Source organism: Marinobacterium sp. xm-a-152 (assembly GCF_013282965.1).
Lineage (GTDB): Bacteria > Pseudomonadota > Gammaproteobacteria > Pseudomonadales > Balneatricaceae > Marinobacterium_E.
The window spans coordinates 1-14099 of sequence record NZ_WBYI01000005.1; the positions used below are offsets into that span (position 1 = coordinate 1).

The window sequence follows — 14099 nt, forward strand, 5'->3', positions numbered from 1 at the left end:
AAAAACATTACGCTAAATGAATTCACATATAGGTTGCTTGTCTTGTTAAGCTTTTGTGCTCAACCTCAACAAGCGCCCACACGCATTACCTGATTAATTGTTAAAGAGCGTGCCACCGATCTTTTGGTGGCTGCTTGAGTACTCGTCTCAAGCGAGGTGCGTATATTATTGATTGCATCATCACATGTCAACAAGTTTTTAATATTTTTTTAAAAATTAAAAACTGTCTTATGCGTCAAAAACTTTCAATTATTTGCTTAAAAAACAAACAGTTAATTCGCACCTCTCGGTTACTGATCAACCTGTAATCAGGTGTGACTCCGTAATCGAGAGCGCGAATTATACTTAGGTTGAACAGAGCGTCAACCCTTGAGGGAAATAAATTTAACTTAATATGGTCAGCGGTACGACTGTACTCCACAGAATAACGCTCGCAGCCATAATGGTGACAAGCGCTACAAGACCAACCGTCAATATTGATGTAGAGAACATAAACGCTCTCTCCTCTTCAATATGCATTATGACGGGTACTCCTGTGTAGAGCAGATAGACACTAAAAGCTACCGCTAACATTCCGACACTCACGCAGAGCCACAGCATTGGATAGAGGCCAATGAGCCCTGCCAGCAACATCGGCGTTGCAGTGTATAGCGCTAAACGCGCACACTCATCAACACCCGCGTTGGCACCATAGGTTTTCTCCATCCAACGTATGCTGTAGGTCAACCCGGCGATGACGCCTAATATAGCAATGTAAAATGCTACCGCGGCTCCAAAGGCGGATTCGCTCGCCAACAGGTGATATTCACCATAGGAGACACTCCATCCCACCTGGGTAGTTCCTATGAATAACGATATAGGTGGTATAAGTGCCAGCAGTACCAGCTGAATAATGACATTGTTTAGTGTTAGTGAAGAGTCTTTATCAATTGACTTCCACTCTTTTACTGGGTGATAGAACACACCCGAAAGATGCTGCAGAATCATTGTTACACTCCTTTCAAAGCTGAACTTTGAGTTTGTTTTTATTGATTCAACACATTCAATATAGGATACGTCTGGGATTTATGTGTTAGTTCACTCTCTCTTTTTAGGTTTTCTTTTTCTAAACAATCGTTCTATTAAAAGTAGAGATATTAAAAGCGTATAGATCATCGCCTCTAAAATGCTTGCCCTTATTAGTAGTACCAGGTGTAACAGCGCTAGCATAGCTGCTGGGTAGATCAATTTATGAAGCGTTGTCCATTTACGACCCAATTTTTTCTGCCACCCTTTTGTGGATGTAATTCCCAAAGGGATGAGCAACAAAAGCCCAGCCATACCCAACATAATATAGGGCCTATCCGTTAACTCTCTAATCAGCAGATCAACACGCCAGCCAAGAATAAAGGTCGATACCGCCAAAAGATGGAGCACCGCATAAAAGAGTGCATACAGCCCCACCATTCTCCGATGTTGCAGCAAAAACTTTATATTCAAACGCCGACTGAAGGTTGATGCACAGAGTGTCAGGATCAAAAACCGAATTGCCCACTGCCCTAATTCATCGACAAGCTCTTTCGCTGGATCAGCTCCCAACTGATTGCTATAGGCCAAGTAGACCAGCCATATCAATGGCAAGGCCAACGACGTAAAAAGTGCTATCCAGATGAGCCGTCTAGATAAGCCCCTGCTGGTTAATACCATTTAGAGAGATCCATCCCAGCATAGAGAGGTGCGACCTCTTCATAGCCGTTAAACATTTGAGTCTCTATGATTCTCGGATTAAACAGTGATGATGGTAGCCTTCTCTCTGTCGCTTGCGACCATCTGGGGTGATCTACATTCGGATTGACGTTGGCATAAAAGCCATACTCCTGAGAAGCCGTTAAGCGCCAAGTATTTTGCGGCATGGTCTCCCTGAATCGAATCTGCACGATAGACTTAATACTTTTGAAGCCATATTTCCAAGGCACTACCAACCTAAGCGGCGCGCCATTCTGTGGAGGCATCGCTTGACCATAAACACCGACCGCTAACAACGTCAGTGGATGCATTGCCTCATCTATTCTTAACCCTTCTCTGTATGGCCAATCGATGGTACTGAAGAGTGAACGCTGACCCGGCATCTGCTCTGGGTCTTCAAGCGTGACAAACTCAACGTATTTAGCGTTTGAAGTTGGATTCAACTGCTTTATCAGTGAAGCCAGAGAGAAACCGAGCCAAGGAATGACCATCGACCATGCCTCTACGCATCGAAAGCGGTAGATCCTCTCTTCTATGTCCACTTTTGCAAGAAGATCCTCCAGGTTATAGATACCCGGGCGCTCTACCTCACCCACTATCTCAACCTGCCAGGGGTCTGTCTTAAAATTCTGAGCTCTCTCATACGGATCCTCTTTATTGAGGCCGAACTCGTAGAAGTTGTTGTAGGTAATGACCGAATCGTAAGGCGTTAACTCTTCATCGACGCTCCAAGTTGTCTTTGCGCTTTCGAGCTTCGGTCTTAACCAGTCAGGACCAGGATAGAGTGGCAGATCGGAACTCTTGGGTTGTGTCAGCGCATAGCTAGGCATCGAAGCAGCACCTGCGACCAAACCCAGTCCTTTCAATAGCGAACGCCTAGAAAAATAGACCGATTCAGATGTGATTTCACTGCTTAGAATTTTGGAAGGCTTACCGATCAACATAATTAATCTCCTATCGCTATACCTCTAATATTAGTCGCTAAGCTGACAAATGCCTTACAAATAAAAAACCACCCGAAGGTGGCTTTCTAATGATGTATTACTCTGCTTGTCGTTTTCTACTTCTAAGCAGCCATTGAATAGGGCCTGATACAGTGTAAGCAAGAAAGATAAGCCACAGGTAGAGATCAGGATCTGTCGCTAGAAAGGCGACAACCAGTACGATCACAATCATTTTTACAAAGGTGATCTTCCCTTTTAAGTTGATCTCTTTACCGCTGTTGTAGAGAACATTACTCACCATAGAGAGACCAATGAGCGCCACATAGAGTGCGATCAACCAAGCAAATGGGGCTGGGTCTATCCCCTTTTCAGTCATAAACCAGATCAATCCAGCAATGGTTGCCGCCGCCGCTGGGCTCGGCAGCCCCATAAAGTAGCGTTTATCCAAAGAGCCAATCTGAGTATTAAATCGTGCCAAACGAAGTGCAGCACAGGCGCAGTAGATAAAGGCAGCCACCCAGCCAAACTTTCCTAAGCTCTGTAATACCCAAGTAAAACTAACCAGAGCGGGAGCCACACCGAAAGAGACCATATCTGACAGCGAATCGTATTCAGCGCCAAACTTAGATTGTGTGTTTGTCATTCGAGCCACACGACCATCTAAACCATCAAAAATCATAGCAACAAAAATGGCGACTGCCGCTGCAGTGAAATGACCGTTCATGCCCGAAATGACAGCATAGAAACCTGAGAACAGTGCTCCCGTCGTAAATAGGTTTGGTAACAAATAGATACCACGAGGTCGCTTTACGCTATCTTCACTGGTCGCGTCAGACGTCTCTGGGTCAATCTGGTCAGTCATGTTTAAGCCCTTAAAAAATATGCTGCAAGTCTAACGAATCTATAGAAGAAGCGACAGATACCATTGATTAATTTGATCACCCCAAATCAACATCAGCCATCCAGCTAAGGCTAAAAATGGGCCAAACGGCATGGGTTTAGTGAGATCCTGACGACCAAACAACGCGCCGACAAGTGCATAGATAACACCCGCAACGGATGAGATCAGAATAATTCCGGGAAGGATCGCATAGCCACCCCAAGCCCCAAGAGCCGACAGCAACTTAAAGTCGCCGTAGCCCATACCCTCCTTACCTGTTACCAACTTAAACAGCCAGAACACCAGCCAAAGAACCAGATAGCCAAGCATCGCACCAGTCACTGCAGAGTCCAACGGGACCCAGCCAAATACCAGATTAACCAGTAGACCCGCCCAAAGAAGGGGCAAGGTGATCTGATCGGGCAACAGCTGATGATCTGCATCGATAAAGATCAAGACAATCAGAGAGTAACTGACGAACAGCATCACCAACATCTGAAGAGTAAAGCCAAAATAGAGCGCAATAGTGAGACCCACTACAGCCGTCAACCCTTCGATCATTGGGTAACGCATAGAGATCGAACTGGCACATCCTGAACAGCGCCCTTTCAAAATTAACAGATAGGAGAGGATTGGGATGTTTTCATACCAGCGTATTGCATGTCCGCATTGAGGGCAGCGTGAGCGTGGCTGAGACAATGAGATAGGTTGATCATCGCTTATCTCCTGCTGATCCAAGAATTCAGCGGCTTCACGGCGCCAGCTATTCATCATCATAATCGGCAGGCGATGAATCACAACATTCAGAAAGCTGCCAACCAATAGAGAAAACATAACCACTGCAGGGAGATAGATCGACTCTAGGGTCGATAGATAAGCGCTCATTGCATCGCCTTATAATTGATCATCCAGTTATCCTAGCATGCAAAGAATATTCCAGATATTTTTGCGCTAAAAAAACCCGAACATTGCCGGGTTTAGGATCAGATAACGCCCAACTCTTTGAGCCGCTCTTTTAAATAGCTATCCGCTGTGTATCGATCCGATAGAACCACATCTGGTCTAGGGTGAAGAAATAGCGGCAGTGAGATGCGCGATTTTTTGGTTGCGCCACCAACAGGGTTGAACACTCGATGTATGGTCGACGGGAAATAACCTGCCGATGCCTCTTGCAGCATATCGCCTATGTTCACGATCAAATTACCAAACTCAGCCGGTACATCAAGCCACTCACCTGTTTTGCTGAGAACCTGCAAACCTGGCTCACTGGCCGCCGGCAAAATCGTTAGCAGGTTTATGTCACCGTGTGCGGCCGCACGGATAGCACCTGGTTCTTCATTACCATCAAAGGGAGGGTAGTGAAGCACACGGAGCAGCGTCTGCTCACTGCCATTGATCATGTTGGGTAGTGGCTCACGGTAGCCTGCTTTCACCTCTTCAGGGCTAAACTCTTCGACCCAGCCTAGCAACTCAGAGGCTAATGAGCTGGTTTGAGAATAGTAAGCCTGTAACTCCTCCCGCAAATCTTCAGGGCACTGCCCCCAGGGGTAGTAGTGAAAATACTCTTTGATGTCTTTAACTGTATGATCTTTCGCCACTTCAGAAATTTTGCTGGAGAAAAAGCCATCCTGAGTACCGACGTTATAGTCAAAGTCAGATTTGCGATCGCTATTAAAAAAGGCCTGCCAATGGTCATAAATGGCTCGAACCTGCGCTTCGGCAATAGGGTGATTTTTGAGGACGCCGAAGCCGGTCTCATGCAGCGATTTCACAAACGCCTCGCTGGCACCTTCCGATTGATAATCGACCGCTTCTAAAAAATTCGACATACCACTAGCTCCAGTAACTGTTTGTCATTGCTGTTTCGAAAAAATCGACCACGCCAGCATCGTCAACACCCATGCAGGCCATCTGATCAGGACGATCTTTCCAATAATCCAGCATATAGGGTATGCCAAATCGACTCATGATGGTTTGACCCATAGCAACGCCTTCTGTCGCAACACAGATTGGGCCTGAAACCGTTTCAAATAACTCAGGATGCACAACATAAGCGAGGGCCGAAACGTCATGCGAATAGCAGCCATCAATATTCCGCACGCTAGAGTAAAAGTCGATGTAGAATTTAGCCGCACTCCGCATAAATGAACCCACCTTGGCGTTCTCTTTAGCAATACGATCAAACAGTGATCGAGGCAACATAATCTGATGAGTTACATCGAGCCCTACCATGACCAAAGGCCAAGCCGCAGCCATCACTTTATCGGCAGCGTGCGGATCAGAGAGAATATTAGCCTCAGCTACCGGAGAGACATTCCCATCACTCGCAATCACGCCACCCATAATAACAACCTGCTTAATCTTGCTAGGTAATTCAGGGTCCAGCTGCAGCGCCTGAGCTAAGTTACCCAAAGGACCAATCGCAACGATAACGATCTCACCCGGGTTCTGATTCGCTTGATCGACAATGAATTCAGCCGCCGATTGAGGGAGCGATGTTCTCTTAGGGGGTGCTAAATTGAGATTACCAAACCCATCGACTCCATGAACAAAGTCTGGAAATTCCGCTAGAGGCTTGATCATCGGCGTCGCAACACCCTGTGCAACGGGCGTTTCAGAGCCGGCCATCTCAACCAGCGTAAGGGCATTTTGAGTAGCCTGATCAACAGAGACATTGCCAAAGGTTGTTGTAAGGCCCAACAGCTCAATATCAGGGTGTGCCATCGCGGTAAAAATCGCCATCGCATCATCGATACCAGGGTCTGTGTCTAAAATAATCTTGTGCTGTGCCATTGTTATGCTCGATCTTTACTGTAAGGGGTACCAATCGCTTTAGGTGCGATCGCCCGACCAATGAAACCCGCCAACAGAATAACGGTAAGAATGTAAGGAAGTGCCTGCATCAACTGCACATCGATTTCGCCAACAACGGGCAGTTGAACCCCCTGCATGCGGGTTGCAACGGCCTCTAAGAAGCCAAATAGAAGACAAGCGAAGAGTGCGGGGAATGGACGCCACTTACCAAAAATAAGTGCGGCCAAGGCGATGTAACCCTTACCGGCCGACATATCTTTAATGAAACCTGCACCCAACGCGATAGAGAGGTAAGCACCTGCTAAACCACAGAGCAGACCCGCCATAATGACGGCACGGTAACGCAACCAAGCGACTGAAATCCCGGCGGTATCAACCGCCTGCGGATTCTCACCGACTGCACGAAGCCTTAACCCAAAACGAGTTTTAAAAACGATCCAAGCCGTCATCGGTACCGCCATCAAAGCGACATAGACCAATAGATTGTGTCCACTGAGTAGCTCTGTATAGATGGGCCCTAGTAGCGGAACATCCGACAACCACTCACTCAACGGCCAGGTTAGAGGGCCAAAGCGCTCTTCTGAAGTTAGAGAGGGTGTCTGCCCACCGCGACGGAACCAAGCGATGCCCAACACAACAGTCAAACCTGCCGCTAAGATATTGATAGCCAAACCACTGACGACCTGATCACCTCGGTGAGTGATACAGGCAAAACCATGCAGTAACGCCATCATAATTGAGACCAATATGGCAGCAAGCAGACCTAACCATACCGAACCCGTTACAGCCGTCATTGCCGCCGCCGCAAAGGCACCCGCTAGCATCTTGCCCTCTAAGCCGATATCTACAATACCCGAGCGCTCTGAAAAGAGACCCGCCATGGCACATAAAATTAACGGTGCCGCCAGACGAAGTGTGGAATCTAATGCAGAGATTAACTGAACAGAAAACTCCATTATCGCTCCTCCTGACTTGAGCGGGAAACCAATGCAAAGAGTCGTTCCAGCGGTCCACGCATCATGTAGGCCAGAGCACCGCAGAACAGAATGACCAAGCCTTGAATCACCACAACAAGATCACGTGTGATGGTTGAAAACTCAAACGCCAACTCTGCCCCACCCTGAAATAGCGCGCCAAACAGCAAGCTAGCAATGATAATACCCAAAGGATGATTGCGCCCCATCAAGGCGACAGCGATGCCAGTAAACCCAGCACCAGAGACGAAGTCTAAACCGACACGCTCTTGTGCCCCCATCACCTCATTGATTGCGACCAATCCGGCCAAAGAGCCTGAAATCATCATCGCAATGACGACCATTCGTTTTGGATTGATTCCGCTATAGACCGCAGCTGACTCATTGAAACCGATCATGCGAATGGCATAGCCCCAACGAGTTTTCCAAATAAGCACCCAGACAAACAGACAAGCCAATAGTGCAACAAAAAGAGACAGATTAAGCGGCGTTTGAGTAATCTTGATCCCAAAAAACGCAAAGAACTCATGCATCAGCGGCAGTGTCGATTCGGGAGCAATCGCTCGTGTCTCTGGTGACATGGAACCCGGTTGAATCAGCACATTCACCAATAGATAGACCATCAATGCAGACGCAATGAAGTTGAACATAATGGTAGTAATCACCACATGACTACCGCGATAAGCTTGCAAATAGCCGGGTATAAACGCCCAAGCAGCACCAAATAAGGATCCAGCAATAATGGCCAGAGGTAGCAGAGCCCACCATGGCAAAAGATGATCTAAAGCGAGACAGATCAGTCCCACACCTAAACCACCTATATACGCCTGCCCCTCCCCACCGATATTGAATAGCCCCGCATGGAATGCGACGGCTACCGCCAAACCGGTAAAGATAAAGTTGGTTGTGTAGTAGAGCGTATAGCCAACCCCTTCATCGTATCCAAAGGCGCCACGAATAAGTACTTGCACCGCCTCTAATGGGCTTTCACCAATCAGAGCCACCACAACACCGGCTGACAAAAACGCCAACAAGACATTGATTAACGGAATTAGTCCAATGTCTGCCCAAGCAGGGAGCTTTGCACGACGACTCATGATTGCCCCCCCTGCTGAGCCATTTGATCACCGCTTCTTGAGCTGGACATCATTAACCCTAACGAGCGCGCATCGGTTTCTGAAGCCAACACATTACCCACGATGCGCCCTTCTGACATCACCAGCACTCGATCACACAACGACAGGATCTCTTCTAACTCTACAGAGACGACTAACACAGCACTTCCTTGATCACGCAGCGCAACAATCTGCTGATGTATAAACTCGATCGCACCGATATCGACGCCACGTGTCGGTTGTCCCACCAGTAACACTTTAGGTCTAGCGTTCATCTCACGTGCGATACAGAGTTTCTGTTGATTACCGCCAGAGAAACTGGCCGATTTGAGATTGGGATCCACTGGGCGCACATCAAAGGTACTCATTAACTCCTGACAGTGCTCAGTGATGGCAGAGCGATTTTGCAAAATCGAGCCATTGAACTCCGGCTCATCTTGAAAGCCCATGATGGCCGTCTCTTCTGCGCTAAACGCACCCACCATGCCATCACGGTGCCGATCCTCTGCCACATGTCCGACGCCGAGGTGACGAATCTGTTTAGGCGTCATTTGATGCTGAGCATCAATGCAGACACCTTCAATATTAATCTGCCCTTGCTGCACATCGAGCATACCTGACAACAGACCTAGAAGTTCTGTTTGACCATTACCAGACACTCCGGCAACACCGACGATTTCTCCCGCATTCACCGTGAACGACACATCGTCCAAACGAGGCACATTGGTGTCATCACGCCAGGTTAGCGAATCTACTTTAAGAAGCGCTGCGCCCGGGTTTGCTTCTTGTTTATCTACCCGTAACAGAACCTTACGGCCGACCATAAGCTCAGCAAGTGCTTCACGGCTGGTCTCCGCCGTGTTAACGGTCGCCACCATGGCCCCAGCTCGCATAACAGAGACCTGATCACTGATCGCAATCACCTCTTGCAGCTTATGGGTAATCAGTAGAATGCTGACACCCTGTGATTTCAGTGTCTTTAAAATCGCAAAGAGTTGATCAACCTCCTGAGGGGTTAAAACACCAGTAGGTTCGTCAAGAATCAGAATTTTGGCGTCACGATAGAGCGCTTTAAGAATCTCTACACGCTGCTGCAAACCGACTGGAAGATGTGAAACCACCGCATCCAGATCGACATTCAGCCCATAACGGTCTGAGATCTCTTGCAGTTTTTTACGTGCTTTAGCGAGTGAATGCGTTAAAGACCAGCTACCTTCAGCGCCCAGCACGATATTCTCAAGCACCGTGAAATTATCCACCAACATGAAGTGTTGATGGACCATGCCAATCCCTAGCTCGATAGCGCGTTTCGAGTCAGTGATACTGACCACTTTGCCATCCACATAGATAGAACCACTATCGGCCTCGTAAAACCCATAGAGGATACTCATCAGTGTCGACTTTCCGGCACCGTTTTCACCAACGATGGCGTGTATCTCACCTTTAACGACATTCAGATCAACGTCGACATTGGCTTTGACGGCACCGAAGTGTTTATTAATCTTCGCTAACTGAATTGAATAAGAAACAGGATCCCGATTGGGATCCTGTATAGGTTGTGCCACCACTCGGTTAGACCTCTATCTTAGTCGAGTGCTGGACAGCTGTTGTCACTCATGTAGTCGTGAACTTTGATTTCACCAGCGATGATCGCTTTTTTCGCAGCTTCAACAGCCGATTTCATCTCAGCGGTGATCAGCGCTTCGTTGTGCTCATCAAGTGCCCAATCGACACCGCCCTGCGCTAGACCAAGCGCTTGGAAACCCGCTTGCCAAGTGCCATCCTGCATCGCTTTAAGCGAGTTATACGCCGCTACATCAACACGCTTAACCATAGAGGTTAGCATCGTACCTGGCTGCAGGTAGTTCTGGTTAGAGTCGACACCAATTGCGTATTTGCCAGAGTCAGCCGCAGCTTGGTAGACACCAACGCCCGTACCGCCCGCTGCTGCATAGACAACATCAGAACCACGGTCGAACTGACTAACAGCCAGCTCAGCACCTTTCGCTGGGTCATTCCAAGCGCTTGGCGTCGTACCGGTCATGTTACGAATCACGTTGATATCTTTGTTAACGTACTGAGCACCTTGAGCATAACCACACTCAAATTTACGAATCAGTGGGATATCCATACCACCGACAAAGCTGACAGTTCCTGTTTCTGATTTCATTGCGGCAAGCATACCGACAAGGAATGAACCCTCGTGCTCATTGAAGACAACAGACTGAACGTTTGGCTTATCAACCACCATATCGATCAGAGTGATGCGTGCATCTGGAAACTCACCGGCCACTTTATCAACGGCCGCAGCTTGGGCGAAGCCAACGCTGATGATTGGATTAGCACCACGCTGCGCAAAACGACGGATCGCCTGTTCACGCTGTGATGCATTAGTCACCTCGAACTCACGGTAGTTAACACCGCTCTCCTCTTTAAATCGCTCCATGCCGTTATAAACAGACTGGTTAAACGATTTATCGAACTTACCACCCATGTCAAAAACAACAGCTGGATTTAGGTCTGCCGCTTGAGCCGATGCTGAAGCTACCGCTACTGAAAGAGCGAGTGTTTTCAAAACTACACGTTTCATTATTGGTGTTCCTTATTTGTGATCGAAGTTTGATTGGTCATCAGAAATCTGGACCGATCAGTCAACCTTATCCCTAAACAGAGAGGCAAACAAGTCTATTTTTAGACAAAAAAAATCCCAGCAAACGCTGGGATTTTCGAAGTATGAAATGCGTTAAACGCTCAGTACTTTCTCACCGCGAGCAATACCGGATACGCCCGAACGAACCACTTCAAGGATCGATGCGGTACCTAAGGCTGCAATAAAGGCATCCAGCTTAGCCGAATCACCAATCAACTGAACGGTGTAAGTATTCGGCGTCACATCGATGATGTGGCCACGGAAGATATCCGCAGTACGCTTAATCTCTGCACGCATCTGACCATTTGCTTTCAGCTTGATCATCATAACTTCACGTTCGATGTGATCGCCTTCCGATAGGTCAACAACCTTCACGACGTCGATTAGCTTGTTCAACTGCTTAGTGATCTGCTCTACAACACGGTCATTACCGATGGTTGTCACCGTCAAACGAGACAGTGTTGGATCTTCAGTTGGAGCTACCGTGAGCGATTCAATGTTGTAGTTGCGCTGTGAGAACAGGCCAACAACACGTGACAGTGCACCGGGTTCGTTCTCTAGGAGAACTGAAATGATATGACGCATCGTTTAAGTCCTCTCCGTTTTGTTCAACCACATATCACGCATAGAGCCACGTGGAACCTGCATTGGGTAGACGTGCTCAAATGGATCTACATAGATGTCCATAAAGACTAGACGATCTTTCATGGCGAACGCTTCACGCATTGCGCCTTCTAGATCTTCGTAACGCTCCACCTTCATACCGACGTGACCGTAGGATTCAACCAGTTTGATAAAGTCTGGTAGTGACTTCATGTAAGACTGCGAGTGACGTGACTCATAGTTCATATCTTGCCACTGGCGAACCATACCCAACGACTGGTTATTGAGGTTGATGATTTTCACTGGCAGATCGTACTGTTTACAAGTCGATAGCTCTTGGATATTCATCTGAATAGAGCCCTCACCGGTAACACAGGCAACGTCAGCTTCAGGGAAGTTCAACTTAACCCCCATCGCAGCCGGAAGACCAAAGCCCATGGTGCCTAGGCCGCCAGAGTTAATCCAACGATTTGGCTTGTTGAACTTGTAGTACTGAGCCGCAAACATCTGGTGCTGACCAACGTCAGAACAGACGAACGCATCGCCGTTAGTCACTTTAGAGAGCATCTCGATAACCTGCTGAGGCTTCATCTTGTCGCCTAGCTCAAAACGGCCACCGTGGCGCTGACGCCACTCATCGATCTGTTTCCACCAGTTTGCGATCGCTTCAGCATCTGGCTGAGTCTTCGCTTCAGCCACCAACTCAAGCATCTCTTTAAGAACCGCTTTAGCAGGACCTACAATCGGCACATCCACATCGATCGTCTTAGAGATCGACGCAGGATCGATATCGATGTGTGCAATGCGCGCTGTTGGACAGAACTTATCAGTACCATTGGTAACACGGTCATCGAATCGTGCACCCACCGCAAGAATGAAGTCTGAGTGGTGCATTGCCATGTTGGCTTCGTAACTACCGTGCATACCCAACATGCCCAATGATTGACGATCAGTACCTGGGTAGCCGCCAAGACCCATTAGGGTATTAGTCACTGGGTAGTTAAGCTCTTGAGCCAGTTTAACCAGCTCTTCGCTTGCGTCACCCATAATGACACCACCACCGGTGTAGATCACAGGACGCTTAGCCGCAAGCAACATATCAACGGCTTTCTTAATCTGACCGCTGTGGCCACGGCTGATAGGGCCGTAAGAGCGCATTTTCACGTTTGCTGGATAGTCGTATGGGTAACGCTCAGTTGGCGTCGTCATATCCTTAGGGATATCCACAACCACTGGACCTGGACGACCGCTCTGTGCAATGTGGAATGCCTTCTTGATAATCGAAGGGATATCCTCTGGACGTTGCACACTGAAGCTGTGTTTAACGATCGGACGAGAGATGCCTAGCATATCCGTCTCTTGGAATGCGTCCTCACCGATCAGGTAGCTCATAACCTGACCTGTAATCACGACCATTGGAATAGAATCCATGTAAGCCGTTGCGATACCAGTAACCGCATTCGTAGCACCTGGGCCAGAAGTTACTAGCGCAACACCGGCTTTATTGGTTGCACGAGCGTAGGCATCCGCCATGTGTGTTGCTGCCTGTTCGTGACGAACAAGAATGTGCTCAACTTCATCCTGTTGGAAGATCGCATCGTAAACGTGTAGCAATGCGCCACCAGGATAGCCGTAGATGTACTTAACGCCTTCATCACGAAGAGCGCGTACGACCATTTCCGCACCTGAAAGTAGTTCCACCTTTTTACCCTCAATATTGTGTTGTCTATTCAACACTCTGTCTTTGTCTGATTCATGAATGAGTGGGTGCAGCGCCAGCGGGATTGTCCGCCAAAACGTCATCAATACGGGTGTGCGCTAACACAAAAAGCACTCGATACCACTGAAACAAGGATCTCTCTATCAGCAGCGTTAGACCTGAGCTGGGTAATGCTTAGTAAGCCTTTTAAACGTCTGCTATACGCGGGGTTATTTGCATATAACAGGAAGCTTTAAATTTTCGCACTGCAGCGCAGTAACTTCAACCGTCGTGGCGGCTAAATTGTCTAAAAAAAGAGCAACTTTTCAACGATTTCGACAATTTCACAAAAATCCGTCCTCCTGCTAGCGCGACTTCATTGTGCGAGTTATAGTTCAAGGAGGTCATAGGGAGAAAAACAATGGTTTCGATTTCCGATGTAAAACAGAAAGATCGCGTTATTGAAGAGCTGGTTCGCTTCACTCGAAAGGTACTGATGGAGCCTGAAATTTGTTCTACCGCCAAAGAGATTGCGCGCAAGCATATGGGCCAAGAGAATGCAGTTCAGTTAATCGCTGATGAGCTCAACGACACCACCAGCGTTCACATTGGTTTAGAGCGCAGCGAAGCCGATGAGCTATTCATTGAGTTGCTGATTGAAGTGGTAAAAGATGAGCAGGCGCTTTACTAGCCCA

General features: G+C 47.9%; 14 protein-coding genes. 1 reads left to right on the forward strand and 13 read right to left on the reverse strand.

From position 1 onward, the window contains the following. Positions 1-384 precede the first annotated feature (384 nt). From XMA152_RS05655 to XMA152_RS05715, 13 genes are all read right to left on the reverse strand, one after another. Entirely contained in the window at positions 385-987 is a 603-nt protein-coding gene (locus XMA152_RS05655; protein WP_173482288.1) for a Yip1 family protein, read from the reverse strand. Positions 988-1077: 90 nt separating this feature from the next. Next, on the reverse strand, positions 1078-1686 hold the full coding sequence (locus tag XMA152_RS05660; RefSeq protein WP_173482287.1) for a sulfite oxidase heme-binding subunit YedZ: 609 nt from the start codon (positions 1684-1686) through the stop codon (positions 1078-1080). Beyond that, positions 1677-2669, reverse strand: coding sequence for a protein-methionine-sulfoxide reductase catalytic subunit MsrP (msrP, locus tag XMA152_RS05665; RefSeq protein WP_173482286.1), 993 nt, complete (start codon positions 2667-2669; stop codon positions 1677-1679). Before msrP ends, XMA152_RS05660 begins: the two co-directional genes overlap by 10 nt. Positions 2670-2766: 97 nt before the next feature. Next, entirely contained in the window at positions 2767-3531 is a 765-nt protein-coding gene (gene pssA / locus XMA152_RS05670) for a CDP-diacylglycerol--serine O-phosphatidyltransferase (protein WP_173482285.1), read from the reverse strand. 39 nt (positions 3532-3570) lie between these two features. Then, entirely contained in the window at positions 3571-4434 is an 864-nt protein-coding gene (locus XMA152_RS05675; RefSeq protein ID WP_173482284.1) for an A24 family peptidase, read from the reverse strand. A gap of 98 nt (positions 4435-4532) precedes the next feature. Continuing rightward, positions 4533-5378: an isopenicillin N synthase family oxygenase gene (locus XMA152_RS05680; RefSeq protein ID WP_173483000.1), complete on the reverse strand. Its 846-nt coding sequence runs from the start codon at positions 5376-5378 to the stop codon at positions 4533-4535. Positions 5379-5382: 4 nt separating this feature from the next. Further along, the gene (locus XMA152_RS05685; protein ID WP_173483001.1) at positions 5383-6342 is read right to left on the reverse strand and encodes a nucleoside hydrolase; all 960 of its coding nucleotides are present in this window, start codon (positions 6340-6342) and stop codon (positions 5383-5385) included. 2 nt (positions 6343-6344) lie between these two features. Beyond that, positions 6345-7319, reverse strand: a complete 975-nt coding sequence (locus tag XMA152_RS05690; RefSeq protein ID WP_173483002.1) for an ABC transporter permease — start codon at positions 7317-7319, stop codon at positions 6345-6347. Then, positions 7319-8434, reverse strand: a complete 1116-nt coding sequence (locus XMA152_RS05695) for an ABC transporter permease (RefSeq protein ID WP_173482280.1) — start codon at positions 8432-8434, stop codon at positions 7319-7321. The genes XMA152_RS05690 and XMA152_RS05695 overlap by 1 nt, the downstream gene beginning before the upstream one ends. Next, complete coding sequence (locus XMA152_RS05700; RefSeq protein WP_371813284.1) at positions 8431-10017, reverse strand: ABC transporter ATP-binding protein; 1587 nt, start codon at positions 10015-10017, stop codon at positions 8431-8433. Before XMA152_RS05700 ends, XMA152_RS05695 begins: the two co-directional genes overlap by 4 nt. 20 nt (positions 10018-10037) lie before the next feature. Further along, complete coding sequence (locus tag XMA152_RS05705; protein WP_173482279.1) at positions 10038-11042, reverse strand: BMP family protein; 1005 nt, start codon at positions 11040-11042, stop codon at positions 10038-10040. 153 nt (positions 11043-11195) lie between these two features. Beyond that, positions 11196-11687, reverse strand: a complete 492-nt coding sequence (gene ilvN / locus XMA152_RS05710; RefSeq protein ID WP_173482278.1) for an acetolactate synthase small subunit — start codon at positions 11685-11687, stop codon at positions 11196-11198. Between the two features lie 3 nt (positions 11688-11690). Then, positions 11691-13406 carry an acetolactate synthase 3 large subunit gene (locus XMA152_RS05715; RefSeq protein WP_173483003.1) on the reverse strand — a complete coding sequence of 572 codons (1716 nt, stop codon included), beginning with the start codon at positions 13404-13406 and terminating at the stop codon, positions 11691-11693. Between the two features lie 419 nt (positions 13407-13825). On the opposite strand from XMA152_RS05715, the gene XMA152_RS05720 reads away from it, so the two are divergent. Beyond that, positions 13826-14095 (forward strand): hypothetical protein, encoded by a 270-nt coding sequence (locus XMA152_RS05720; RefSeq protein WP_173481184.1) that lies wholly within the window; start codon positions 13826-13828, stop codon positions 14093-14095. The last annotated feature ends 4 nt before the right edge of the window (positions 14096-14099 follow it).

Coding starts and splice junctions, on each gene's coding strand:
- XMA152_RS05655 (WP_173482288.1), bottom strand. CDS start 987: ATGATTCTGCAGCATCTTTCGGGTGTGTTCTATCACCCAGTAAAAGAG.
- XMA152_RS05660 (WP_173482287.1), bottom strand. CDS start 1,686: ATGGTATTAACCAGCAGGGGCTTATCTAGACGGCTCATCTGGATAGCA.
- msrP (WP_173482286.1), bottom strand. CDS start 2,669: ATGTTGATCGGTAAGCCTTCCAAAATTCTAAGCAGTGAAATCACATCT.
- pssA (WP_173482285.1), bottom strand. CDS start 3,531: ATGACTGACCAGATTGACCCAGAGACGTCTGACGCGACCAGTGAAGAT.
- XMA152_RS05675 (WP_173482284.1), bottom strand. CDS start 4,434: ATGAGCGCTTATCTATCGACCCTAGAGTCGATCTATCTCCCTGCAGTG.
- XMA152_RS05680 (WP_173483000.1), bottom strand. CDS start 5,378: ATGTCGAATTTTTTAGAAGCGGTCGATTATCAATCGGAAGGTGCCAGC.
- XMA152_RS05685 (WP_173483001.1), bottom strand. CDS start 6,342: ATGGCACAGCACAAGATTATTTTAGACACAGACCCTGGTATCGATGAT.
- XMA152_RS05690 (WP_173483002.1), bottom strand. CDS start 7,319: ATGGAGTTTTCTGTTCAGTTAATCTCTGCATTAGATTCCACACTTCGT.
- XMA152_RS05695 (WP_173482280.1), bottom strand. CDS start 8,434: ATGAGTCGTCGTGCAAAGCTCCCTGCTTGGGCAGACATTGGACTAATT.
- XMA152_RS05705 (WP_173482279.1), bottom strand. CDS start 11,042: ATGAAACGTGTAGTTTTGAAAACACTCGCTCTTTCAGTAGCGGTAGCT.
- ilvN (WP_173482278.1), bottom strand. CDS start 11,687: ATGCGTCATATCATTTCAGTTCTCCTAGAGAACGAACCCGGTGCACTG.
- XMA152_RS05720 (WP_173481184.1), top strand. CDS start 13,826: ATGGTTTCGATTTCCGATGTAAAACAGAAAGATCGCGTTATTGAAGAG.